Genomic DNA, 24,795 nt, shown 5'->3' on the forward strand with positions numbered 1-24,795 from the left:
CGTTCACCTCCCCCGTAGGACGAGTCCAACCGAGGAGGAGCATGACGACCCGGACCGACGGCCGCCTGCAGCGAGGCGACCAGACCCGGCGGGCGGTCCTGGACCGCGCTGTGGACATCGCCTCGGTGGAGGGCCTGGAGGGGCTCTCCCTGGGCCGGCTGTCCAAGGAGCTGCGGATCAGCAAGAGCGGGGTGTTCGCGCACTTCGGGTCCAAGGAGGAGCTCCAGCTCGCGGCCGTCGAGGCCGGCAGGGCGGTCTTCGTCCGCCACGTCGTGCGCGAGGCGCTGCGCACCCGGCCGGGCGTCGAACGCCTGTGGCGGCTGTGCGAGGACTGGCTCGCCTACTCCCGGGACCGGGTCTTCTCCGGCGGGTGCTTCTTCTACACCGTCACCGCCGAGTTCGAGTCCCGCCCGGGCCGGGTCCGCGACGCCCTCGTGGAGGCCCACCGCGAGTGGCGCGACCTGCTCACCCGGACCGCCGAGGACGCCCGCCAGCTGGGCGAGCTCGTCTCCGGGGCCGACCCGGCGCTGCTCGCCTTCGAGCTGCGCGCGTTCCTGGACACCGCCAACGCGGTCTCCCTGCTGGAGGACGACAGGGACGCCCCCTACGCGATGGCGCGCACCGCCGTCACCGTCCGGCTGGACGCCCTGGCCTCCCCGGACACCCCGAGGCCCTGGGCGCCGGAGCCGCCCGCCGGGGCCGGGTGACCCCTCAGCCCCGCCCCGGGCCCCCGCCGTGCCCCCGGGCGGCGTGCAGTCCCATGTAGGCGCCGACCAGGCGGCCGACGATCGTGACCAGGAACAGCGTCCCGGCGACGGCCTCCGCCGAGGCCGCCGCGCGCGCCCACCCCGAGACGGGGACGACGTCGCCGTACCCCAGCGTCGCGAGGGTCACGTAGGAGAAGTACGTCAGCTCCTGCCAGGCGACCCCGTCCCCCGGCCGGGCCTGGTCGGTGAAACTGCCCGGGGCGACGCTCTCCAGCGCGCCGAACACCGCGGTGAAGAACCCGCCGAGGAGCAGGTAGACGCACACGGCCGCCAGAACGAGCTCCATCTCGTGCGTCCCGCTGCGGCGGTAGACGAACCTCAGCAGCGAGGAGACGATCGCCACCTGGAAGGCCCCGGCCGAGACGAAGACGCACACCATCGCGACGGCCTCGCCCCCGCCCGCCCCCGCCCACGACGCGCTGAGGAGCAGGGCCGCACCGGCTGCCGCGGCGGGGGCCACCCGGTCGCTCTCCCCGCGCACCAGGAGCACCCCGAAGAGGACGACCCCCACGTAGGCGACCAGGTAGAGGGCCGTCCAACCGGTGCCGTGGAAGGTGATCGGGTACCCGAACTGGAGGAGGACGACGAACACCAGGAACGATCCGAGGTTCACGGATCGCCCCTGCGACGGACCGCGTCTGCGCACCGGCCCACTATGGCACGGTGTGCCGCGCCCGCCCCGGCGCCGCTCCGGCGGAGGCCGGACTCACCGGCCGGGCGCCCCCGGCCGGGGCGCGCAGATCTCCCTGGCCCTTCGCAGGTCCTCCTCCATCGCCCGCAGCCCGGCCCCCAGGGCGGAGAGCGGCAGGCCCTCGAAACGGCGCAGCCTCTCCCTGCGCTCCTCCCTCCCCCCGTGCGCGCGGGAGTCGAGGCGCGCCAGCAGCAGCCAGCCCGCGCCGCAGGCGGTGGCCGCCACGAACAGGAGACCCGGGTCCACACCCTCCCCCCAGGCCACGAGGGCGAAGGCCGCGAGGAGCAGCACCGTCCCGAGGACGCCCAGCACGCCCTTGCCGAACGCGTAGCCCTCCTGTCTGCGCACCGTCGCGCGCAGGCCGTCGGCCTCGCCCCGCACCACCGCGGTGTGCTCGCGCCACTGCTGCTGCCGGCGGGCGACCCTGAGCACCGTGGGGACCACAGCGTGGACCGCGGCCGCGTGCCCGGCCCGCGAAGGGCCCGAGGCGTGCTCCACCCGGCTCCACAGGATCCGCGTCCACTCCCCCGCCTCCGGCGGGCCGCCCGGGTCCGGCGGGACCGTCAGCCCGGGGTTGAGCAGGAAGGTCAGGACCAGGGCGGGGTCCACACGGTGGCGGCCGCCCTCCCATCCGCCGAGGCTTCCGGTCAGCTCGTGGACGAAGCCGTTGCCCACGTGCTCGCCCTCCTCCAGGTCACGGGCGAGGACGAACAGCGCTCCGTCCCCGGAGAGTTTCGCCATCCTCCGCAGCTCCGCGGGCCGGGCCGGCGGTCGGGACCCGGCGGCCGCGGCGTCGCCGGCGAGCAGGGGCCCGGGGTCGTCGAAGAGCTCGCGCAGGTCCTCGACGCCGAGGGACCGCGACGGCGTCTCCCCGCCCGTGGGCCCGGAGGGCACGGCGTCGCCGGCCGGTCCGACGGACGCGGCCCGGGGGGCGGGGAGGACGGCCAGGGGGTCGCCCGTGATGAGGTGGTGGAGCAGGTCCTTGGCGTCGGGCCTGTCCTGCGGCCTCCTGAGCAGGCAGGTCCGGAGGGTCTCCCGGAACGGCTCGGGCACGCCGTCGAGGTCGGGTTCCCCGGAGAGGACGCGCGCGATGCGGGCGGCCTGGGTGGGCCCGGGGAAGGCCTCCTTGCCCGTCGCGGCGTAGACCATCACCGACCCCCACGAGAAGACGTCGACCGCCGAGGTGAGGCGCTCCCCCTCCAGCTGCTCGGGCGCCATGTAGCCCACCGTGCCGATGATCCCGCTGGCGGTCACGGAGGTGGTCTCCAGGGCCCGGGCGATGCCGAAGTCGATCACCCGCGGGCCGTCCGCGGCCAGCATGATGTTGTCCGGCTTCAGGTCGCGGTGCACGACACCGGCCCCGTGGATCGCGGCGAGGGCGGTGGCCGTGCCGACGGCGAGGCGCTGGAGCTCGACGCCGGCGCGCGGCCCGTCGCCCTTCACCGCGGCCTGGAGGGTGGGGCCGTCGATGAACTCGGTGGCGATCCACGGCTCCGCCGCCTCCGGATCGGCGTCCAGGATCGCCGCGATGCAGAAACCGTCCACCCGCCGCGCCTGCTCCACCTCGGCGGTGAAGCGGCGCCGCATCTCCGGGTCCCCCGCCCACGTGGCGTGCAGCACCTTGACGGCGGCACGGCTCCCGTCCGGAGCCTCCCCCAGGAACACCTCGCCGAAGCCCCCGCGCCCCAAGGAGCGCACGAGTCGGTAGTCCCCTGCGGTACGACCAGGGTCGTCCACGGTTCTCCCTCTCCTGTTGTGTCCGCCTGGGCGGACCGGGTCAGACCCCGCAGATCGCGCGCGCCTTCCGCAGATCGCCGTTGATGCGGGTGACCCCCGTGGTCAGCTGGGGCAGCTGTGCCGCCACCCCGTTCAGTTCCTGGTAGCGCTGGTGGCGCCGGGCGGGACCGCCCGAGACGACGCGGACGGCGGTCCCCGCGCCGATCACCCCGGCCGCGCCCATGACCCCGACGACCAGCAGGAGGCCGGTCAGGGCGCCGTCCGCCGACGCGAGCCCCATGACGATCCCCGCCGGGAGGCCGAGCACCGCGAACCGGCAGATCCTCAGCGCGAGGAGCAGCTTCTCCTGGAGGTCGACCTTGCGCCGCAGCGCCTCGTGCCGGGCGCCGACCGTGCCGTGGCGGTCCTCCCAGTGCCTGCGCTGCTCGGCGAGCGCCCGCAGGGTGGGCAGCGCGCCGTAGACCACGGCCGCGCAACCGGCGTCGGCCGGCGCGGGGGAGTTCCGGACACGGCCCCAGAGGATGTCGATCCACTCGCCCACGCCCCTGTCGCCGCCGTCGCCGGGCGGCACCAGCCGCTCCGGGTGCAGCAGGAACGCGAGGATCAGGGCGGCGCTGACGCTCACGCGCGTCGTGCGCCACCCCTCGAGCTCGGAGGTGAGCCGCCCGTGGAAGGCGTTGCCGGCGCGTTCGGCCTCGTCGAGGCGGTCCGCCAGCCGCGTCAGCGCCCCGGGGTCGTCCCCGTGGTGGGCGCCCAGGATCCTGAGCACGTCGGGCCGGGCCAGAAGCACCATCTCGTTGGCCAGGGGCGCGCCGGTGAGGAGCGGTCGCGGGTCGTCGAACAGCTCCCCGAGCTCGGCCACGGTGGCGCCCCGGCCCCGGAAGACCGGCGGCAGGTCGGGGCGCAGCTGTGCGATGAACGAGGCGAGCGCCAGGTTGGCGTCGTTGTTGACGTGGCCGCGGAAGAGCGACCGGTCCAGGACGGTGTCGCCGAGGTCGTCGACGAGCCAGGCGCCCAGCGCGGCGCGCTGTGCGGGGTCCTGGAAGACCTGGACGGCGGAGCCCCAGTTCTGCTGCATGGCCTCCGCGAGGTCGCGGGGATCGGTGAAGCGGACGCCGCGGAAGTGGTACGGGGGCACCCCGCCCTCGAGGTACGCCGAGGGGGCGGGGAGGCCGGTCGCACCGGTCCCCGGCCCCGGGTGGAACGGCGGGGGGTACGGCGGCGGCGTGGGCGTGCCCGGCGCCGTGTAGGAGGGCGGACCGCCGTGGGAGCCGGAGACCCGCCCCGGTGCGGACGGCGCGTGGCCGGCGGCGTGCGCACGCGCCGCGTCCGGCGCCGACCGGGTGTAGGCCCGGGTCGGGTCGACGGGGGCCTGCGGGGCCACCCTGGTGGGGTCGGCCTGCGGGGGCGCGTCGCCGGCGATCCTGGTGCGCTCCACGCCGACGCGGGTGCCGTCGTCGGGCGCGGCCTCCGGGCGCCCGGTGGCGGGGAACGCCCCGTGGGCCCCGGACGCGGGCGCCGGAGCGGAGATCAGCCGGTTGAGGAGGGTCGCGGCGTCGGGGCGCCGGTCGGGATCCTTGTCCAGGCAGGAGCGGACGATTCCGGCCAGCGGTTCGCCCAGGGGCCCCAGGTCGGGCTCGCCGCCCAGGATGCGGGCGATGCGCGAGGCCTGGGTGGGGCCGTGGAAGGCCTCCGTGCCCGTCGCGGCGTAGACCATCACCGACCCCCACGAGAAGATGTCCACGGCCGAGGTGAGCCGGACCCCCTCCAGCTGCTCGGGCGCCATGTAGCCGATCGTCCCGACCACGCCGCTGGCGGTCACGGAGGTGGTCTCGACGGCGCGGGCGATACCGAAGTCGATCACCCGCGGGCCGTCCGCGGCCAGCATGATGTTGTCCGGCTTCAGGTCGCGGTGCACGACACCGGCCGCGTGGATGGCGGCCAGCGCGGTCGCGGTGGAGATCGCCAGCCGGTGCAGTTCGACCCCGGCGCGGGGGCCGTCGTGGGCGACGGCGGCCTGGAGGGTGGGGCCGTCGATGAACTCGGTGGCGATCCACGGCTCCGCCGCCTCCGGATCGGCGTCCAGGATCGCCGCGATGCAGAAACCGCTCACCCTGCGGGCCTGTTCCACCTCGGCGGTGAAGCGGCGCCGCATCTCCGGGTCCCCCGCCCACGTGGCGTGCAGCACCTTGACGGCGGCACGGCTCCCGTCGGGCGCCTCCCCCAGGAACACCTCGCCGAAGCCCCCGCGCCCCAAGGAGCGCACGAGTCGGTAGTGGCCGGCGGTCCGGACCGGGGACCTTCCCGCCCCGGCGCCCCCGGCCTGGTTCTGGAGGTCGTCCACCGTCCGGCCCTCGATTCGTCGTCGTGCTTCCCCCTGGAGGGCCCCAGACGGGCCCGTGGGAACTATAGCCAGGTTCCGGCTGTCCCGAATCCGGTCGCCGCCCTGCTCCGGCGCGTCGGCCCGGGGCGTCGGGAGCGCCCGGACGGCTTCCGCGCGGTGGGACGGGTGGGGTCAGCGGGACCTGACGTTGCGCGTGTGGTCACCCCTCTGGATGCGTTCGACCAGGTCGTCGGTGAGGGTTCCGTACCCGGTGGCCGCCCACACGCTGTCGCTCGCGGGCACCTCGTAGTACGGGACCGTCCGTCCCTCGTGCTCGTCCGGCAGGACGACGGGGCGCACGCGTCCGCGGACGGCCTTGGCGCACTCCTCGCACAGGGGGACGCGGATGGTGCGGGTGCCGCCGAACTCGCGCCAGGCGGTCACCTTGGTGACGGTCCCGTGCAGGGGGTTGGCGTAGCAGTGCAGGCGCCGGACGGCGGACGCCCGAGAACCCCTGGCGGCGTTGTCGATGGCGTCCTCCGCCATGTCCAGGAGGACGAGCACGCCCACGGCGTCGGGCAGGGACGCGTCACCGTCCGCCATCCGGTCGTGGACCGCGGCCGCGGCGGAGCGGGCGTCCAGGGCGGCGCGCAGGTGCTGCTGCGCCCTCTCCCCCGGGGCGCTGCCCGACTCCAGGCGGCTCAGGCGCTCGCCGACCTCGATGAGATCCTGCTCGCCCTGCTCCACCAGGGCCTCCAGCTGCGCGCGCTCGGCGTTGGCGAACGCGGCGTGCTGGGCGATCGCGCGGGAGCGCCGCCTCCCCAGACTCCGGGACGTGCGGCGGTACAGGGGGTAGGCGATCACCACGACCAGGATCCCGCCGAGGAGCAGGGTGCCCGCCACCAGCCAGCCGCCCGCGGATCCGGCCGTCCCGGCCCCTCCGGAGAAGACGGGGCCCGCCCCCCGGTCCGTCCCGCTGCGTTCCTCGTAGTCGGCCACGGCCCTGTCGTAGGCGCCCTCCGCGTCGCCCGACAGGGCGGTCTCCACCGCCACGTCCAGCTGGGCGAGCGCGGTTCCGTCGAAGTCGGTGGCGTAGGAGGAGGTGAGCGCGGCGTAGTGGGCGGTGGTGCCGCCGCCGAAGTCCGTGCCGAAGACGTCGTCGTCCACCGCGAGGTAGGAGCCCGCCGGCTCGCCCCTGCGGTCGTGGACCACCGAGACCAGGGCCTCCACGTCGCCGTTCCAGGGGTCGGCCTCCACCAGGGGGACCGCGATCACGTACAGGTCCAGGTCGGACTCCGCGATGAGCCCGGCGATCCGCTCCTGCTCGGCCTCGGGGATGGCGTTGGCGTAGACCGGGTCGACGTACACGGGGAACTCGTCCAGGGCGTCGGCGATCTCCTGGGAGGGGTTCTCCGCGGGGGCCCCGTCCACCGGGGCGTCGCTCCCGGTCCGGGCGAGGGCCCCGGACAGGGGGGCCGTGACCAGCCCCGCGCAGACCAGGGCGGCCAGGAGCCGTGCCGCGTGCCGCGCGGTCGGGAACTCAGCGGGCATCGATCTCCTCCAGGAGTCTCTCGGCCATGCGTGCGGGGCGCTCCGCCCCGAAGTGGTGTCGGACCCACGCGCGGTCGTCCAGCGACAGGTAGGACAGTCTCCCGCCCAGGCGGTCCCGGACGTGCAGGACCCTGGCGGCGCGCACGGCCTCGGTCGCCTGCGCGCAGGACGCGCACATGGGCACGCTCCCCCCGGCCACGCGCGACCGCCGGGAGGTGGTGGAGGGCCCGTGCAGCGGGTTGACCCGGCACGGGGCACGGCCGACGTTCCCCTCGGGGTCCTCCAGAGCGGCCATGACCCGTCGCGAGACGACGACGGCGCCGACGTGGTCGAGGTCGTCCGGGCCGTGCTCCATGGCGATGAGCACCGCCTCCGCCGGCGGCATCAGCTCGCCGGGGATCTCGCCGGCCCGGTCCGAGGCCAACGCCTTACGGAGCCTTCCGCTCTCCCGCAGCGCCATCCGGCGCAGGGCCCGCGGACCGGCCGCACCGTCCCGGCGGACGAGCAGCCGGACGAGGGCCGCCGCGCCGACCAGGGCCAGGAAGGCCAGCGGGCCGAGGAGCACCACCCCCGTGGGGAAGCCCTCGCCGAAGTAGCGCGGCACGCGCGGCCCGGGGGGCTCGGTGCCGGAGTCCATGAAGTACGGCGTCCCGACGTACGCGCCCTCGCCCACCTCGACGCCCTCCAGCGCGTCGAGGGCGGCGTCCAGCGCCAGGGCCGGGCTCGGCTCCTCGATCTCGCTGGTGGCGGTCCACAGCTCGTAGGAGTCCACGGTCCCGAGGCCGACGGGGGACGCCGAGACGCGCACCCCCGCCTCCGCGTACCGGTGTCCGACGACGAGGTAGACGGCGTCCTCGCCGCTGACCGAGGCCAGGGCGTGGGCCAGGACCTCGGGGTCGCCGCTGAACTCGTCGGCGGGGTCCATGGGCAGGACCAGCGCGCGCACCGGGACGGGGGCGTCGGCGAGGCGCTCGGCCGTCGCCGCCAGGCCGTCCAGGGGGAGCGGGGTGCGGGGGTCGACGTAGAGGGGCGCGGTGGTCTCCTCCAGTTCCCGGGCGATCTGCTCCACCCTGGCCGTGGACGCCACGTAGGGCGGGGAGGCGAACGCCTCCTCCCGGGGGGAGAGGACCTCGGCGCCGCCCTCCGGGACGCTGACGACATGGGCGAGCGGGGCGAGGGCCACCGCCGCCGCCAGGACGACGGTCGCCGCGGCGGTGACGGTGACGACCGCGACGCCGCCTGCGCCGAGCGAGCCCCGGCGCAGGCGGAGCCAGACGAGGCAGCCGCCCGCGCTGAGCACGAAGCCGCCGAGCGTCCCGGCGAGGAAGCCCGTGTTCCCGGGGCCGTTGTGGCTGGTGGGGTCGAGGTCGTCGAGGAAGTCCCGCCACCCCGCGGCGAGCCGGTCCCCGGCCGAGGGCGCCCCGTACGGGGCCGGGGCCGCGGCTCCTCCGGGCCCGGGGTCGGTCAGTGCCCGGGCGAACCCCTCGGCGACCTGGTCCACGGGGGCGTCGTAGGCGATGTCCGGGTCCGACATCACGGCGCTGCGCGCGTCGTCCACCGGCAGGGGGACGCCGTACGCCGCCACGTCGAACAGGGAGGAGCCGGGGCGCAGGTGGACGTAGACGCCGTCGGAGCCGAGCCGGTCGTGCAGGGCGGGCAGCATCGCGCCTCCCCACTCCGTCCCGGAGCCGGGGAAGGGGCTGACGACGACGTGGTAGGGCTCGCCCAGGGCGTCGAAGGTCTCGCGCAGGTCGGCCTCGAGCTCCTCCGGGTCGTGGAGCCCGGACACGGCCCCGTCCACCACGACGGCGGCGCCCTCGGGCTCGTCGGCCATCAGGTCCGCGTAGTACTCGGCGGGGGTCACGCGCGTCTCGTACGCGGACGGGGCCCCCGGCGGCTCGGGCTCGGCCGCGGCGGGGGACGCCGTGAACGGGAGCGCCAGGGCCGGGAGGACGGCCAGGGCGGCCGGGAACCAGGCACGGGGGAAGGAGGGACCGGGCATGGAGGTGATCATATCGGGGAGTTTCGGTCAGCCCTCTACCCCGCCCGACCCCTTTCCGCCCCGCTCAGGAGGGCCTCGACCATGCGGTCGGGGCTGTGCGCGCCGAACCGGTGGCGGATCCACGCCCGTTCGCTCTGGTCCAGGTACGAGCGCCACACCCCGTCCGGTCCCCGCAGTTCCAGTCGCGCGAGCACCCGGCGGTCGTCGGGGAGGGCGGCGCACCCCCCGCAGAGCGACGTCCGCTCGGCCCGCGCCCCGGGTTCCCGCCGCTTGCGCCCCGGCGGGGCGGGGGCACTGGCGGTGCCCGGGCCGTGCAGGGGGTTGTTCCTGCACGGGGCCCCGTGGACGGGGGCCGCGGGGTCGGCCAGGGCCGCGCGGGCACGGCGCACCAGGACCAGCACCCCGACGAGGTCGAGGGCGTCCGGGGTCCCCTCCATCACCATGAGCGCCGCCTCGGCCTGGGGCATCAGCCCGTCCGGCAGGGCGCGGCCCGCGGCGAGCTCCCCGACCAGGGCCGCCGTCTCCCGTTCCGCGAGCGAACGCAGGGTCGCGGCGCCGACCCTGCCCCCCGCGGAGGCTCCGGGGCGCCTCACCAGTGCGACCGCGCCCCAGACGGCCCCCGAGAGGAGCGCGCCGACCACAGGTCCCACGAGCAGGAGGGCGAGGAGGAAGCTCTCGGTGAAGCGCGGAAGGCGTGGTTCCAGGGGCGTGGAGTCGATCGTGGGAGGGGCCGGCGACGCGTCGGCGTCGGCGGGGTGGCGCCCGACCTCCCGCAGGACCGCGTCCAGGGCCGCGGCCGGGTCGGCGGCCTCCTCTTCCCGGACCTCACGGAGGAGGGAGTAGCCGTCGACGGGCGCGCCGAAGGCCAGCAGGTCCACGGACACCGCCTCGAGGTCGTGGGTGACCACGGCGTAGACGCCGTCCTCGCCCAGCACGTGGTGCCAGGCGTGCAGGAACACGTGCGGGTCGCCGGCGGACTCGTCGCTGTCGGCCATCGGCAGCACGACCGCGCGCACGGGCGTGGGCGCCTCCTCCAGCCGCGCCGCGACCTCCGCCAGGCCCTCGCGCGGGAGGGGCGTGAGCGGGTCGACGTAGAGGCGCTCCTCCCCCATCTCCCCCACCACGCGCTCGACCCGCGCGGTGGAGGCCACGTACGGCGGCTCGGCGCGGACCTCCTCCAGGGGGTCGGGCAGCTCCTGGGGGCCCGGGGGCGCCCCGGTCAGGTGCGCCAGGGACCAGGCCACCGCAGCGGCGGACGGCACGAGCGTCGCGACCGCCGCCACCAGCACCGTCGACCGCGCGCCCGCGCCCCGCCGCACCCGTACGACCGCCCACACCGCGCCCATCGTGACCAGCGCCCCGACGGGGGCTCCGGCGATCAGGCCCAGGTTCTCCGGACCGACCGACCTCGACGGGTCCAGGTCCTCCACGAACTCCTCCCAGCCCGAGGGCGTGTCCTCCCCCGCCTCCCGGGCGGCGACCACCGCGTCGCTCCTGCGCAGGAGGTCGGCCTCGGAGGCGGTGAGCGCCTCGGTGAAGGCGGCCGCCACCTCCCCGAGCGGGGCCCCGTACTCCAGCTCCCCGCCGGTCACCTGGTCCGCCAGGTCCACCGGCAGGTCCACGCCGTGGGCCCGTGCCCCGGCGATCCCGCCGTCGGGGCGCAGGTGGACGTAGAGCCCGTCGGCGCCGACCCGGTCGTGCAGGGCGGCCAGCATGTCCGGCTCCCACAGGGACGCGAGGGACTCGGGGAAGGGGCTCGCGACGACGTGGTAGGGCACGCCCACCGCGCCGAAGGAGCGGTGGAGCCCGGCCTCCAGCTCGGCGAGGTCGTACTCGCCCGCCAGCGCGTCGTCGACGACCACCGCCGCCCCCTCGGGCAGCTCCGCCATCAGGGAGGCGTAGTGCTCGGCGGGGGTCACGTGGGCCTCGTACGACCCGGGCTCCGGCGCGGCGAGGGCGGGGGCGCCCGTGACGGCGAGGGCGGCGAGCACGGCCGGGACGAGGAGGAGGCGGGGGTGGAGGAGCCGGGGAAGGGCGGGCATGCGGGGAGCATACCCGGAGGTTTCGGTCGGCCCTCCGGCCGGACAGGAGCCGACGCGGCGAGGCCCCCGCGCCGCCCGTGGGCGGCGCGGGGGCCTCGGAGGTCCCGCTTCCCGGACCGGGGCCCGGGCTCGCGGTCAGGCCGTGGACCGGGTGGGCTCCACGAAGGCCTTGAAGCGCTTCATGTCCCCCTTGGCGCGGGCCTTGACGAGCCCCAGCTTGTCGCCGAGCTGCTCCACCGCGCCCTCGGGGACGGTCTTCAGCTGGAGGGTGATCCGGGTGCTCGTGTCCGAGAGGTGGTGGAAGGTCACCACGCCCGCGTGGGTCGCGCCGTCGACGGTCTTCCAGGCGATCCGCTCCCCCGGGATCTGCTCGGTGACCACGGCGTCGAAGTCGCGCCGCTGGCCGGCGATCTCGATGGTCCAGCGCATGGTGGTCTCACCGGTGCGCACGACCTGGGTCACGCCCTCCATGAAGGAGGGGAACTCCTCGAACCTCATCCACTGGGCGTAGGCCGCAGTCACCGGGACGTCGACCTCTACCGTCTCCACGATGTCCGACATTGATCGACTCCTTCGCAATAGATTGCGTTTCGTCCTCACCGGGGCCGCTACCCGGCTCCCGGCGTCGCAATCAGGGGTTGCGCCCCTCCAGCGCCGCCGGGCGACGCTCCCGACACCCCCCGGGGGAACCGTGGGGACCGGCGTGACCTGGGAGGACGCGCGCCGGTCCGACGCCCCGGAAGGAATTCGTGAAACGGGTCACCGCGCTCCGGGCGAAGGCCCCGCCGCACGCGGACGGGGCCGCCACCGTCGGTCGGACGGTGGCGGCCCCGTGGAACCGCGCTGCGCGCCTGGTGGGCGCCGGCGGAGCCCCGCGTGCCGTTCCCTACTGGGCGATCAGCTGGCGGAGCACGTACTGCAGGATGCCGCCGTTGCGGTAGTAGTCGGCCTCGCCGGGGGTGTCGATCCGCAGGACGGCGTCGAACTCCACCCCGGTGTCGGTGCTGACCCTGACCGTGCTCGGCACGCGCCCCTCGTTCAGCTCGGTCACGCCGGTGACCGAGAAGGTCTCCTCACCGGTCAGGCCGAGGGAGTCCGCGGACTGCCCCTCCGGGAACTGGAGGGGGAGGACGCCCATGCCGATCAGGTTGGAGCGGTGGATGCGCTCGTAGGACTCGGTGATGACCGCGCGGACGCCCAGCAGGCTGGTGCCCTTGGCCGCCCAGTCGCGGGACGAGCCGGAGCCGTACTCCTTGCCGCCCAGGACGACCAGCGGGGTGCCCTGCGCCGCGTAGTTCTGCGCGGCGTCGTAGATGAACGACACCGGGCCGTCGGGCTGGGTGAAGTCGCGGGTGTAGCCGCCCTCCGTGCCCGGCGCGATCTGGTTGCGCAGGCGGATGTTGGCGAACGTGCCGCGGATCATCACCTCGTGGTTGCCGCGGCGGGAGCCGTAGGAGTTGAAGTCGCGGCGCTCCACGCCGTTGGACTTCAGGTACTCGGCCGCCGGGGTGCCCGGCTTGATGGCGCCGGCCGGGGAGATGTGGTCGGTGGTGACCGAGTCCCCCAGCTTGGCCAGCACGCGGGCGCCGGAGATGTCGGTGACCGGGGACGGGTCGGTGTCCATGCCGTCGAAGTACGGGGGCTTGCGCACGTACGTCGACTCGGCCTCCCACTCGAAGGTGTTGCCGGTCGGCGTGGGCAGCGAGCGCCAGCGGTCGTCGCCGGCGAACACGTCCGAGTACGCGGACTCGTACATGTCGGAGGCGATCGCGGAGTCCATGACCTCCTGGATCTCCTCGGCGGTCGGCCACACGTCGGCCAGGTAGACCGGCTCGCCGTCCTTGCCGATGCCCAGGGGCTCGGTGGTGATGTCCACGTCGAGCGAGCCGGCCAGGGCGTAGGCGACCACCAGCGGCGGCGACGCCAGGTAGTTCATCTTGACGTCCGGGTTGATCCGGCCCTCGAAGTTGCGGTTGCCCGACAGGACCGCGGAGACCGCGAGGTCGTTGTCCTGGACCGCCTGGGAGATCTCCTCCGGCAGCGGGCCGGAGTTGCCGATGCAGGTGGTGCAGCCGTAGCCGACCAGGTTGAAGCCCAGCTTGTCCAGGTACGGGGTCAGGCCGGAGCGCTCGTAGTAGTCGGTGACGACCTTGGAGCCCGGGGCCATGGAGGTCTTGACCCACGGCTTGCGGGACAGGCCCTTCTCCACCGCCTTCTTGGCCAGCAGGGCGGCGCCCAGCATGACCGAGGGGTTGGAGGTGTTGGTGCACGAGGTGATCGCGGCGATCACGACGGCGCCGTGGTCGATCTCGGTCTCGGTGCCGTCGGCCATGGTGACCTTGACGGACTTGTGCGGGCGGGCGCCGTTGGCGGTCTGGGCCGGGGCGTCGGAGGCCGGGAAGGACTCCTCGCCGGCCTCGTCGGCGTCGTCCTGGACGTAGTCGCGGATGTCGTGGCGCCAGGTGGTCTTGGCGTCGGAGAGCGCGATGCGGTCCTGCGGGCGCTTGGGGCCGGCGATGGACGGGACGACGTCGCCGAGGTCGAGCTCCAGGTACTCGGAGAACTCGGGCTCGACGGACGGGTCGTGCCAGAAGCCGTTGGCCTTGGCGTAGGCCTCGGTCAGGGCGACCTGCTGCTCGGAGCGGCCCGTCAGGCGCATGTAGCGGATGGTCTCGTCGTCGACCGGGAAGATCGCGGCGGTGGAGCCGAACTCCGGGCTCATGTTGCCGATGGTGGCGCGGTTGGCCAGCGGCACCGACGCGACGCCGTCGCCGTAGAACTCGACGAACTTGCCGACCACGCCGTGCCGGCGCAGCTGCTCGGTGATGGTGAGCACGAGGTCGGTGGCGGTGGTGCCGGGCTTGAGCTGGCCCGTGAGCTTGAAGCCGACCACGCGCGGGATGAGCATGGAGATCGGCTGGCCGAGCATGGCGGCCTCGGCCTCGATGCCGCCCACGCCCCAGCCCAGGATGCCCAGGCCGTTCTGCATGGTGGTGTGGGAGTCCGTGCCCACACAGGTGTCGGGGTAGGCCTGGCCGTTCCGGCTCATCGTGACGCGGGCCAGGTGCTCGATGTTGGCCTGGTGCACGATGCCGGTGCCGGGCGGGACGACCTTGAACTCGTCGAAGGCGGTCTGGCCCCAGCGCAGGAACTTGTAGCGCTCGTAGTTGCGCTCGTACTCGATCTCGACGTTGCGCTCGAAGGCGTCGGGGCGGCCGAAGAGGTCGACGACGACGGAGTGGTCGATCACGAGCTCGGCGGGAGCGAGCGGGTTGATCTTGTCCGGGTCGCCGCCCAGGTCGCGGACGGCCTCGCGCATGGTGGCGAGGTCGACGACGCAGGGGACGCCGGTGAAGTCCTGCATGATCACCCGCGCGGGGGTGAACTGGATCTCCTGGCTGGGCTGCGCCTTGGCGTCCCAGCCGCCGAGGGCCCGGATGTGCTCGGCGGTGACGTTGGCACCGTCCTCGGTGCGCAGGAGGTTCTCCAGCAGCACCTTCAGGCTGTAGGGAAGCCGCTTGGAGCCCTCCACGGCCTCCAGACGGAAGATCTCGTACGACTCGTCGCCAACGCGCAACGTGTCACGGGCGCCGAAGCTGTTCGTGGACACGGTGTCTGCCTCCTGATCTCGCCACTTTGTCCCCAGCATCCTGCCTCATCAGACGGGTGCGGGACCTGTTGAGGCCGCCCTGGCCGGATGGCCGGGAGCGGAGGACCGCGGGGGTGACCTCCGTAGTCCCCGGCCTCCATCATGACCGCTGTGACCTGTGACGACACCACTCGCCACCGGCCAGGCGGCCCACTGGCCACGGGCGCCCACGATGTTCTGGACCGGACGCCGCCGAGCGGCCTACATCACACGCCGGCGCTCGCGTCCGAAACCTGGTGCGGGTCGGGGGGACCCCCGCTGTTATCTTGATGTCAAGGTATCCAACTTGTATCTCGATATCAAGTTATCGGGTGCGGGCCCGGAGCGGGCAGCCGCCCCCCGGCAAGCCCCATCCTCTCAGTCCAGCTGGGGCACCACCTGCGACGCGACCAGCTCCAGGTGGTCCAGGTCGGACATGTCGAGCACCTGGAGGTACATCCGCTCGGCGCCGGCCTCGCCGAAGCGGCCGATCCGGTCCACCAGCTCGTCCGGCGAGCCCGCCAGGCCGTTCTCCCGGAGTTCGGGGACCGCGCGGCCGATCCGCTCCGCGCGGCGCGCCACCTCCGCCTCGTCGCGGCCCGCGCACAGCACCTGCGCGGCCGAGTACACCAGCGGGGCGGTCCTCCCGGAGTCGCGCACCGCCGCACGGGTCCGCCCGAAGGCCGCGTCCGTGTCCTCCAGCGACGAGAACGGCACGTTGTACTCGTCGGCGTACTTGGCCGCCAGGCGCGGCGTGCGCTTGGGACCGGTCCCGCCGATCAGCACCGGGGGCCGCGGCCCCTGCTGCGGCTTGGGCAGGGCGGGGCCCTCCGCCAGCCGGTAGTGCTTGCCCTCGTAGCGGAAGGACTCGCCCGCAGGCGTCGACCACAGGCCGGTGATGATGTCCAGCTGCTCCTCGTAGCGGTCGAAGCGCTCGCGGCCGGAGGCGGGGAAGGGGATCCCGTAGACGGCGTGCTCCTCCTCGAACCAGCCCGCGCCGAAGCCGAACTCCACGCGGCCGCCGCTCATCCGGTCGACCTGGGCGACGGTGATGGCGAGGGGGCCGGGGTAGCGGAAGGTCGCCGCGGTCATGAGGGTGCCGAGGCGGATGCGGGAGGTGTCGCGGGCCAGTCCCGCCAGGGTGATCCAGGCGTCGGTGGGCCCGGGGAGGCCGCTGACGTGGTCACCCATGTGCAGATAGTGGTCGGAACGGAACAGAGCGTCGAAGCCAAGGTCCTCGGCTGCCTTGGCGACGGCGAGCTGATCCTCGTAGGTGGCCCCCTGTTGGGGCTCAAGGAAGATCCTCAGGCGCATACGCCCCATTTTCTCCCACTGCGGGGACCAGACCGAAGCCGCCGCGCGGGTACCGTCGAAAAGGCGCCCCGGGCCCGCCCCCGCACCGCCGAACCGATCCGCCCACCCGACGCGATAGCCCTCGATGTGAAGCTGCTCCGCCGCGCGCGCCGCCGCGCCCCCTCCTACGGCCCGGAGAGCACCGACCCGGTGCTCCTGGCGGCCATCGCCGTCGGCGAGACCGAGGCCCTGGAGATCCTGCACCGCAGACACGCGCCCTGGCTGCGCGCGCGGTTGCGCTACCGCTGCTCCGACACCGACCAGCTCGACGCCGCGCTCCAGGAGACCTTCCTCGCCGTGTGGAGGAACGCGGGCTCGTTCACGCCCCGTCCCGGCGACACCGACGCCGGGGCCTGGCTGTGGACCATCGCGATCCGACAGCTCATCTCCCAGCTGCGCAAACGGGCCAACCGCTGGATCTCGGACAGCGACACCGAGCCCTACGAGACCATCGGCGACGCCTCCGCCGAGGACACCGTGCTGCTCAACATCGAGCACGGTCCGCTGGGCGCCGCCCTGCACTCCCTCTCACCCGAGCTGCGCTCGGCCATCCAGGCCACCGTGCTCGACGGGCTCACCGTCCGTGAGGCCGCGCAGATCCTCCAGATCCCCGAGGGAACCGTCAAGACACGGGTCATGCGCGCCAAGGCGCGCCTACGGGAGGCACTGACATGAGCTGGCACCTGACCCCTGCCCAAGCACACGAGTACGCGAGCCACCGGGCCGACGACGTCACGGCCATGTCCGTGGAGGCCCACATCACGCACTGCGCGCCCTGCCGGAACCTGCTCCCGGGCGACGAGGAATGGCTCGCCGACAGCTGGGCGGGGCTGCGCGACGTCGTGGACCGCCCCCGGCGGGGCGTGGTCGAGACGCTGCTGGCCGCCCTGGGGCTGCGGGAGGGCACCGCCAAGCTGCTGGCGGCGACGCCCGGCCTGTACCGGGCCTGGCTCCTGGCGTCGGTCGTGGTCCTGATCGCCGCCCTCTTCGCCGCGCACCACCTTCCGCGCGGCTCGCTGGTCTTCACCTTCACCGCCCCGATCGTGCCCCTGGTGGGCGTCGCCCTGGCGTACGGACGCGGTGTGGACCCCGCCCACGCCCTGACCTCCGTCACCCCGATGGCGGGCCAGCGGCTCCTCTTCCTGCGCACCTGCGCGGTGCTCGTGCCCTCCCTGGCCCTGTGCGCCGCGGCCGCGCTGATGCTGCCCTCGGCCTCCACACCGTGGACCGCGGCGTTCTGGCTCCTGCCGTCCCTGACACTCGTCGCGGGATCCCTCGTGCTCAGCCACTGGCTGCACCTGAGCGCCGCCAGCGCGGTCGTCGGGCTGGCCTGGCTGGCCGCGCTGGCCGCCATGGTCGTCTCCGAGCACGCGACGCCGCTCCAGCTGCTCGCCCCCCAGGCCCAGGCGTGGTGGGCGACGGCGCTGGCGGCCCTGCTGGGTGCGATCCTGGTGCGCGTGAGGACGGCATGAGCGCGGACACCGCGGGGACCGGGGCCGGGGGCGCCGCCCCCTCCTCCCGCGCGCCCTCCGTCCGGATCCGGGGGCTGGTCCGCCGGTACGGCGCCCGCACCGCCCTGGACGGCGTGGACCTGGACCTGGGTCCCGGGGTGACCGGCCTGCTCGGCCGCAACGGCGCCGGCAAGACCACGCTGCTGAGGTGCCTGGCCACGGACCTGGAGGCCACCCGGGGCGAGGTCAGCGTGCTCGGGCGCAACCCCGAGCGGGCCGCCGAGCGCACCGAGATCCGGCGCCGCCTCGGCTACCTGCCGCAGAACCCCGAGTTCTACCCCTACTTCACCGCGTTCGGACTGCTGGACTACATGGCGGTCCTCAAGGAGCTCGGCGGGCGCCGGGCACGCCACGAGGAGGTGCGGCGCGGCCTGCGGCGGGTCGACCTCTACGACCGCCGCCACAGCCGCGTCCGGCGCCTCTCGGGCGGGATGCGCCAGCGGCTCGGCCTGGCCTCGGCCCTGCTCGGCGACCCGGAGCTCCTCCTGTTGGACGAGCCGACCATCGGCCTGGACCCCGAGCAGCGCATCCGGTTCCGCGGCCTGGTGTCGGAGCTCGCGGTGCACAGCACCGTGGTGCTGTCCACCCACCAGATCGAGGACGTGGCGGCCCTGTGCCAGCGCGTGCTCTGCCTGGACGGGGGGAGGATCATCTTCGACGGCACCCCGGGGCAGCTGGTGGACCGCGCCCGCGGCCACGTCTGGGAGAGGACCGGGCACCCGGGCGAGGGGCACACGGCCTGGCGCCTGGCCGACGGCCGGTACCGGGTGCTCACCGTGGCGGGATCCGGTCGCGCCCCTTCGCCCCCGGGTGCGCCCGGAGGGTCCGGCGACGGAGGGCTCGTCCCCGTCGAGCCCACCCTGGAGGACGCCTACCTGCTGCTGACCGGCGTGGACCGGGGCCTCGGGCTGGAGCAGTGCGACCGATGAGCGCAGCCGTCACCGGCCGCGGCGGGGAGGGGCCCGGCGGCGGTCCCCCCGGCGCGGGGCCCGGGAGGCCCCGGACCGCGGCCGCGGGGTCCCGGGGCGCCGGGAACCTCGCCGGACGCGCCCTCACCTTCGGGCGGCTGGCGTGGTTCACGGCGCTGCGGCTGCTCGTCAACCCGTTCCTCCTCGTCGCGGGGGTCCTGGCGGTGCTCATGGCCCTCTCGACCGCGCACCAGCCCCTCGCGCACACCAGGTCCGACCTGTACGAGAGCGCTGTGGCGTCGGCGCTGATCGTGACCCTGGGCCTGTTCGCCGCCGTGACCTTCCCCGCCGTCCGCGAGGTCCGCTACGGACGGAGCCCGGTCGGCCCGCTGGGCCGGGCGGGCCGCTTCCTGGCGGTGGGCGCGGGCGCCGCGCTGGTCGGCTGGGCGTGCGTGGCGGCCCTCCTGGCCCTGGACGCGTGGCAGTACCCGGACCCGGTGCCGGGCCTGGTGCACCCGCTGTCCCACCTGACGCCGTTCGTCGTGGTGCTGGTCGGCCCGGCGGGGGCGATGTCGCTCGTGGCCTGGAGCCGGTCCTACACCCCGCTCCTGCTGGTCGCACTGGCCGTGCCCACCTACGGCCTGTACACGATCACGGCCTTCGACACGGCCCAGAGCGTGGACAGGGTCGTCGCCCGGGTGCAGTCCGTGGCCCTCATGGCCGTCGACCCGTTCCCGGTGCACTCCCCCGGCGTCCCCGTCCTGGTCCAGCTGTACGCGGCCTACCTGGGGCTGACCGTCCTGGGGCTGGTGGCGCTGGGCCTGGCCGCGACGGGGCGGGGGGCGTCCCGGGCGGCGGCCCTGGGCACGGCCCTCGTGCTGCTGGCCGGCGCCGGAGGCACCGCCGCCCACGGGGCCACCACCTACACCTGGGGGGTCCCCGTGTCGGACCGCCTCCTGTACGGCGCCGACACCGTCTCCTGCCGGACCCGGGAGGGGGTCACGTACTGCCCCATGCCCGGTTACGAGCCGTGGGTGGAGCAGTGGCACGAGGTCCTCGGCCCCGTGCTGTCGGCCCTGCCGGAGGCCGCGGCCGACGACATACCGGTGGTGTGGCAGGACAGCACGCGCTTCGACCGCGACCCGGCCGGCCTCCCCCCGTCCAGGGTGGTGGTCTACGACATGCGCTTCACCGACGGGCCGTGGTGGCGCCTGGACCTCCTGGACGGGACCGCCCGCGCCGTCTTCGGCCTCGCCCCCCTCTGGGAGTCGCTGTGCCGGGCCGACGGGCAGTCGCGCCTGCTCCTGGCCGCGTGGATGGCGGGGCTGGACCCGCGGTCCGCTGACACCGACCGGCGGAGCAGGAGCGGGGTGTTCCTGGGGGAGTACTCCCCCTCCCAGCAGGACCTCGAAGTGCTGCAGGTCCTCCTGGAGCTGCCCGAGGAGCGGGTGTTCGAGGTCCTCCGGGACCACTGGGAGGAGCTCTCCTCGCCCCGCGGCCGCACGGAGGAGCTGGCGGGCCTCCTGGGCGTCCCGCTGCGCGGGTCCCCGCACGAGGCCCCGGCGCAGCGCGACTGGGACAGGCTGTTCTCCGGGACGGACATGGCCTACCACGCGAGTCCGGCCTCCGGGCCCGTGTGCGCCTGACCGGTGCCCGACGGGCGCGAGCACCGCCGACGGACCCGACCTGACCAGGGATGATCAACCGCACCGTCCCTTCCCCGGTGGTCCGGGTCAACTACACTCGCGAATGTCCGAATTGTTGATCATTGTCAGCTTTTATGGGCTTCCATCCCTTCTGGAGTTGTTCCCTCCCACGAGCAAGGGGCGTTCCTTGTCTGTTCCCCGTACTCTCACGCGTATCGTGCGCCCCGCCGCCGTCGCCGGCGCGGCCGTCCTGGCCCTCGGCGCGACCGCGCCGGCCCACGCCGACGAGCACTTCCCGGCGACGGCCGGCAGCACCCTCGTCAGCCTGTCCCACCACGGGGTCGCCTCCGTGACGGAGGGGTCCTGGGGCAGGGTCTACGTCGGGTCGGACGTGGGGGACGACTACCCGTCCGCCGACTTCTCCGCCGACCACGGCGGCGTCGGCGCGCTCGTGGGGACCGGCGGGCCGGTCGAGTCCCGCGTCAACACCACCGCCGCCGGGGACGGCCGCGCGGAGGCGGTCTCGGCCCTCAGCGGCGGTTTCACGCTGGACCTTCCGGGTTACGGCGAGCCCGCCGTCAGCCTGACCTCGCTGCGCAACTCCGTCAGGTGCGACTTCTCGGGCGACCTCGCCTGGGAGAACACGCTCGGGAGCTCCGCGGAGGACGACCGCGTCCTCTCCGTCTTCGGGACGCCGGTCACGGCCGACGCCCCCGAGGTGAACGCCGCCGTGGACCTCCCCGGCCTCGGCACGACGGCCGACGTCACCGTCCTGACCCGCGTGCCGGAGGACCCCTCCGCCGGGCGCGGCGAGGTGTCCACCTCCGTCACGGCCTCCGCGGGCGGGGTCGAGCTGTTCGACCTGGAGCTCGGCGCCGTCGCCGTGGACTGCCTCGGCGACGGAGAAACCCCCGGGACCGACGGCGGAGAGGACGCCGACCACGGGGACCGGTCCGGCGGGGACGACACCGCCGCCGCCCGGGAGGACCCCGCCTCCCCGGAGACCGGGGAACCCTCCGACGGCGCGGACGGCGGAGCCGAATCGGACGGGGGCGCCGCGGACGGCGGGGCCCGGGCCGAGGGGGACGCCCCCGCGGAGGAGGGCCGGGACACCGGTGAGGAGCCGCCCGCGGCCCCGGAGAGCCCGGAACCCGTCGGCGCCGCCGACGGTCCCGCGGACCTTCCCCTGACCGGCGGCGCCCTGGCCGGCCTGGTGACCGCCGGGGTCATCGCCCTGGGCGGGGGCGGCGCGGCCCTGTACCTCGCCCGCCGGGGCGAGCACGGCGACGGCTCCGGGGACGACGCGGGGGACGGGGCGGCGCGGCGCTGAGGACGTGCCGCGGGCACGGAACGGCCCGGGGCGCCCGCCGGGGGCACGGCGCCGGGCCGCGGGCGGGCACCCCGCCCGCGGCCCGGTGCGGAGGACGTCCTACCATGGCGGCGTGAAGAACCACTACTGGCACGTCGTGCTTCCGCCGCTGTGCGCCTGAGCGGGCGCACGCACCCCCTTTCCCGACCCCGTCGGAGGGCTTGAACGGCGATCCCCGGTGACCACACCCGGGTCGTCCCCCGTCGTGCGCCCGTTTCGCCGCCGCCGAAACACACGACGACGAAGGAACCACCGTGCCAGAACACTCCCTTTCCCGGTCCGGCGCAGCGACCCGCGCCCCCGCCGCCGCTCCCCCGTTCCAGGGGCCCCTGCCGATCCTCGCCGCGGCGGTCCTGTGGGGCACCACCGGAACCGCCGCCTCCTTCGCGCCGGCCGAGGCGCCCGCCGCCGCGATCGGCGCGGCCGGCCTGGTCCTGGGCGGCCTGCTCCTGTTCCTGACCGGGAGGGGCTCCGCCGCCCTCCTGGCGCGGAGCGACCAGCCCACCCGCGGGGCCCTCGCCCTGGGGGCCCTCGCCGTCGCCGGGTACCCGCTGTCCTTCTACCCCGCCGTGGCGCACGCGGGGGTCGCGGTCGCCACGGTGATCACCCTCGGCAGCGCACCGGTCTTCTCCGGCCTGCTGGCCTGGCTCACCGGGCAGGCCCGGCCCACCGCACGGTGGACGGTCGCGACCGCCTCCGCCGTCCTGGGCTGCGCGGTCCTCGTGCTGGGCTCGGAGCTCGGCGCGGGCGGGACACCGGTACGCCCCGCCGGGGTGCTCCTGGCGCTGGCCGCCGGGTTCTCCTACTCCGCCTACGCGCTCGTCGCCGAACGCCTGATCCGGCGGGGCCACCCCTCCCCCGCCGTGATGGGCACCATGTTCGCGGGCGGCGGGATCGCCGTCCTGCCCGTGGTGGCGGCCACCGGAGCGGCCTGGCTGGCCACGGTGGACGGTGCCCTGGTCGCCCTGTACCTGGCGCTGTTCACGGTGTTCCTGGCCTACCGCCTGTTCGGGCACGGCCTGCGGCACACCTCCGCGTCCGTGGCGACCACGCTGACCCTCGCCGAGCCCGCCGTGGCCGCCCTGCTGGGGGTGGCCGTGGTCGGTGAGCGGCTGTCCGCGGTGTCCTGGACCGGGCTCGCCGTACTCGCCCTCGGCCTGGCCGTCCTGCGCGCGCCCGCCCGCCGGCGCGGCTGACCCGCCGGGGCCTCCGGCCTCCCCTGCCCGCCGGGGAGGCCGGGCCGGGGCCGGAGAGCGCCCGGGGCGCACCGCGGTGCGCCCCTACGGGCCGGGGGGCGCGGACACGGCGGCGCCCGGGGCGGTGCGCCCCGGGCGCCCGGCAGCCCTCGCACAGGGCCCGGCCCCGCGCCGGGCTCTTCGCATGGGCTCCCCGGGCGCCCGGCCGCCCTCAGACCGGGCCGTCGACCGCGATCTCGACCCGGCCGGGGTAGAAGGCGAGGTGGGAGCCGATGGCCGCGACGGCCGGGTACGGCTCCTCGTACGTCCACACGGCGTCCTTGAGCTCCTCGCCGTCCGGCATCGCGACCGTGTAGTAGGCGGCGGTCCCCTTGAAGGGGCAGTAGGTGGAGGTCTCCGTGCGCCGCAGGAGCGAGCGGTCGGCGTCCCGGAGCGGAACGTACTGGACCGGCCGGTAGTCCGCCTCGCGCAGGGTCAGCGCCGCGGTGGTGTCGGCGAGGACCAGTCCGCCCACGCGCACCACGACCCGCCCGGGCGCGGGCTCGACGGTGATGGGGTGGTCGGGCCCCGGGACCCTCTTGTCGTGTGCCATGGCGTCCCCTCCGGTCTCCCGTGTACCCGGCCACTGTACGGCGGCCGGCGCCGGAACGCGCCCCCGGGGCGCGGAGGGTCCGACGGGGCCGCGTCCGCGGCCCCGGGCCCCGCTAGTCCTGGTCCTCGCGGTGGCGGCGGGCCGGGTTCACGGGCTCCAGCACCGCCAGGCACTCCACGTGGTGCGTCATCGGGAAGGCGTCGAACGCCCTCAGGTCCACCAGCTTGTACCCGGAACGCTCGAACTCCGCGATGTCGCGGGCGAGCGTGGCGGGGTCGCAGGAGACGTAGGCGACCTTGCGCGGACGCGTCCCGGCGATGGAGCGGACGACCTTGGTCCCGGCTCCCGCGCGGGGCGGGTCCAGGGCGACGACGTCGGCCCGCACGTCGGCCCACTCGCGCAGCTGCGCGGCCACGTCGTTCTGCTCGACGCGGACCTGCTCCAGGTCCTTGAGGTTGTAGCGGGCGTCGCGCACGGCCTCGGCGCCGCTCTCCACGCCCATGACGCGGCCCTCAGGGCCCACGGCGTCGCCCAGGGCGCCGGTGAACAGCCCTGCGCCGCAGTACAGGTCCATGGCGGTCTCGCCGGGCTTGGGCTCCAGCGCCGCCAGCACCGCGTCGGTGAGGGTCACGCCCGCCGCCGGGTGGACCTGCCAGAAGCCGCCCGCGCTGACACGGAACTCGCGGCCGTTGACGGTCTCGCGCACCCCGCGGCGGCCCTTCACCTGCTGCACGCGCCCGCCCTTGAAACGGCGGAGCACCGCGCTGGACGCCTTGAGGTCGGGGAGCGTGCTCAGCCTGGCCTTGGTGGGGGTGATGACGACGGCGCGGTCGGCGCAGGTCGAGGAGGCGACGGCCTCCACGTCCTTGGTGTCCTCCCACGTCACGTCGGTGACGCCCAGTTCGGCCACACCGGGGTGGGCGATCAGGCAGCGGTCGACCGGCTCGATGTCGTGGGAGCGGTGGCGCCGCAGACCCGCGTGGCCGTCGGTGTCCACGGAGAAGCGGACCCGCGTGCGCCAGCCCAGGCCGTCGGGCGTGCCGGGCAGCTCCTCGACGACGACGGCGCGCTCGATGCCGGCGATGTGGCGCAGCTGCTCGGCGACGACCTCGCCCTTGAGCCGGCGCTGGGCCTCCAGGGAGGCGTGCTGCCAGTCGCACCCCCCGCACTTGCCGGGGCCGGCGAACTCGCAGGGGGCCTCGACCCGGTCGGGGGAGGCGGACAGGACGTCGACGGCCTCGCCGCGCAGGAACCGCGTGGTCTCCTCGGTGACGCGGACGCGGACCCGCTCGCCCGGGAGGGCGTGGCGGACGAAGACGACCTGGTCGTTGTGGCGGCCCACGCACCAGCCCCCGTGCGCCACGTCGTCTACTGTCAGCTCGAACTCATTGCCCACACGGGTCATCGCTTCGTCCTTGGGTGGTCGGGTCGGGTCACGTTCCGGGTGACCCTGCGCGCACAGCCACCAAGCGTCCCCAA

18 protein-coding genes are annotated in these 24,795 nt (G+C 75.0%); 7 read left to right on the top strand and 11 right to left on the bottom strand.

The window, feature by feature from the left end; genetic code table 11:
• Positions 1–41: 41 nt before the first annotated feature.
• Positions 42–707: a TetR/AcrR family transcriptional regulator gene (locus ACIRPH_RS26790; RefSeq protein ID WP_402919176.1), complete on the top strand. Its 666-nt coding sequence runs from the start codon at positions 42–44 to the stop codon at positions 705–707.
• Positions 708–711: 4 nt separating this feature from the next.
• Here ACIRPH_RS26790 and ACIRPH_RS26795 read toward each other — a convergent pair whose 3' ends face one another.
• The 9 genes from ACIRPH_RS26795 to ACIRPH_RS26835 form a co-directional block, all read right to left on the bottom strand.
• Positions 712–1,380: an ion channel gene (locus ACIRPH_RS26795; protein ID WP_402919178.1), complete on the bottom strand. Its 669-nt coding sequence runs from the start codon at positions 1,378–1,380 to the stop codon at positions 712–714.
• A gap of 93 nt (positions 1,381–1,473) precedes the next feature.
• Complete coding sequence (locus ACIRPH_RS26800; RefSeq protein ID WP_402919180.1) at positions 1,474–3,195, bottom strand: serine/threonine-protein kinase; 1,722 nt, start codon at positions 3,193–3,195, stop codon at positions 1,474–1,476.
• A 40-nt stretch (positions 3,196–3,235) separates the two neighbouring features.
• The gene (locus ACIRPH_RS26805) at positions 3,236–5,539 is read right to left on the bottom strand and encodes a serine/threonine protein kinase (protein WP_402919182.1); all 2,304 of its coding nucleotides are present in this window, start codon (positions 5,537–5,539) and stop codon (positions 3,236–3,238) included.
• Positions 5,540–5,710: 171 nt separating this feature from the next.
• Complete coding sequence (locus ACIRPH_RS26810) at positions 5,711–7,069, bottom strand: hypothetical protein (RefSeq protein ID WP_402919184.1); 1,359 nt, start codon at positions 7,067–7,069, stop codon at positions 5,711–5,713.
• Positions 7,059–9,083, bottom strand: coding sequence for a hypothetical protein (locus ACIRPH_RS26815; protein WP_402919186.1), 2,025 nt, complete (start codon positions 9,081–9,083; stop codon positions 7,059–7,061). Before ACIRPH_RS26815 ends, ACIRPH_RS26810 begins: the two co-directional genes overlap by 11 nt.
• Before the next feature lie 23 nt (positions 9,084–9,106).
• On the bottom strand, positions 9,107–11,113 hold the full coding sequence (locus ACIRPH_RS26820; RefSeq protein WP_402919187.1) for a hypothetical protein: 2,007 nt from the start codon (positions 11,111–11,113) through the stop codon (positions 9,107–9,109).
• A 135-nt stretch (positions 11,114–11,248) separates the two neighbouring features.
• Positions 11,249–11,674 carry an SRPBCC family protein gene (locus tag ACIRPH_RS26825; RefSeq protein ID WP_402919189.1) on the bottom strand — a complete coding sequence of 142 codons (426 nt, stop codon included), beginning with the start codon at positions 11,672–11,674 and terminating at the stop codon, positions 11,249–11,251.
• 325 nt (positions 11,675–11,999) lie between these two features.
• A complete protein-coding gene (gene acnA / locus ACIRPH_RS26830) occupies positions 12,000–14,723 on the bottom strand; it encodes an aconitate hydratase AcnA (RefSeq protein ID WP_402919191.1) in 2,724 nt (907 codons plus the stop codon).
• A gap of 396 nt (positions 14,724–15,119) precedes the next feature.
• Positions 15,120–16,055, bottom strand: a complete 936-nt coding sequence (locus tag ACIRPH_RS26835; protein ID WP_402919193.1) for an LLM class F420-dependent oxidoreductase — start codon at positions 16,053–16,055, stop codon at positions 15,120–15,122.
• A 126-nt stretch (positions 16,056–16,181) separates the two neighbouring features.
• Here ACIRPH_RS26835 and ACIRPH_RS26840 point away from each other — a divergent pair, with 126 nt between their 5' ends.
• From ACIRPH_RS26840 to ACIRPH_RS26865, 6 genes are all read left to right on the top strand, one after another.
• Positions 16,182–16,769 (top strand): RNA polymerase sigma factor, encoded by a 588-nt coding sequence (locus ACIRPH_RS26840; protein ID WP_267949149.1) that lies wholly within the window; start codon positions 16,182–16,184, stop codon positions 16,767–16,769.
• The gene (locus ACIRPH_RS26845; RefSeq protein ID WP_402919196.1) at positions 16,766–17,566 is read left to right on the top strand and encodes a zf-HC2 domain-containing protein; all 801 of its coding nucleotides are present in this window, start codon (positions 16,766–16,768) and stop codon (positions 17,564–17,566) included. Before ACIRPH_RS26840 ends, ACIRPH_RS26845 begins: the two co-directional genes overlap by 4 nt.
• Positions 17,563–18,534, top strand: coding sequence for an ATP-binding cassette domain-containing protein (locus ACIRPH_RS26850; RefSeq protein ID WP_402919198.1), 972 nt, complete (start codon positions 17,563–17,565; stop codon positions 18,532–18,534). The genes ACIRPH_RS26845 and ACIRPH_RS26850 overlap by 4 nt, the downstream gene beginning before the upstream one ends.
• Entirely contained in the window at positions 18,531–20,159 is a 1,629-nt protein-coding gene (locus tag ACIRPH_RS26855) for a hypothetical protein (RefSeq protein WP_402919199.1), read from the top strand. The genes ACIRPH_RS26850 and ACIRPH_RS26855 overlap by 4 nt, the downstream gene beginning before the upstream one ends.
• 217 nt (positions 20,160–20,376) lie before the next feature.
• Positions 20,377–21,489: a hypothetical protein gene (locus tag ACIRPH_RS26860; protein ID WP_402919201.1), complete on the top strand. Its 1,113-nt coding sequence runs from the start codon at positions 20,377–20,379 to the stop codon at positions 21,487–21,489.
• A 293-nt stretch (positions 21,490–21,782) separates the two neighbouring features.
• Positions 21,783–22,724 (top strand): EamA family transporter, encoded by a 942-nt coding sequence (locus ACIRPH_RS26865; protein WP_402919203.1) that lies wholly within the window; start codon positions 21,783–21,785, stop codon positions 22,722–22,724.
• A 211-nt stretch (positions 22,725–22,935) separates the two neighbouring features.
• Here the strand turns inward: ACIRPH_RS26865 and ACIRPH_RS26870 are convergent, their stop codons facing one another.
• Both ACIRPH_RS26870 and ACIRPH_RS26875 read right to left on the bottom strand, forming a co-directional pair.
• Positions 22,936–23,316: a DUF427 domain-containing protein gene (locus tag ACIRPH_RS26870; protein ID WP_402919205.1), complete on the bottom strand. Its 381-nt coding sequence runs from the start codon at positions 23,314–23,316 to the stop codon at positions 22,936–22,938.
• 112 nt (positions 23,317–23,428) lie between these two features.
• On the bottom strand, positions 23,429–24,721 hold the full coding sequence (locus ACIRPH_RS26875; protein WP_402919207.1) for a class I SAM-dependent RNA methyltransferase: 1,293 nt from the start codon (positions 24,719–24,721) through the stop codon (positions 23,429–23,431).
• Positions 24,722–24,795 lie beyond the last annotated feature (74 nt).

Origin of the sequence: Nocardiopsis sp. NPDC101807, from assembly GCF_044766605.1 — a bacterium.
GTDB lineage: Bacteria > Actinomycetota > Actinomycetes > Streptosporangiales > Streptosporangiaceae > Nocardiopsis > Nocardiopsis tropica.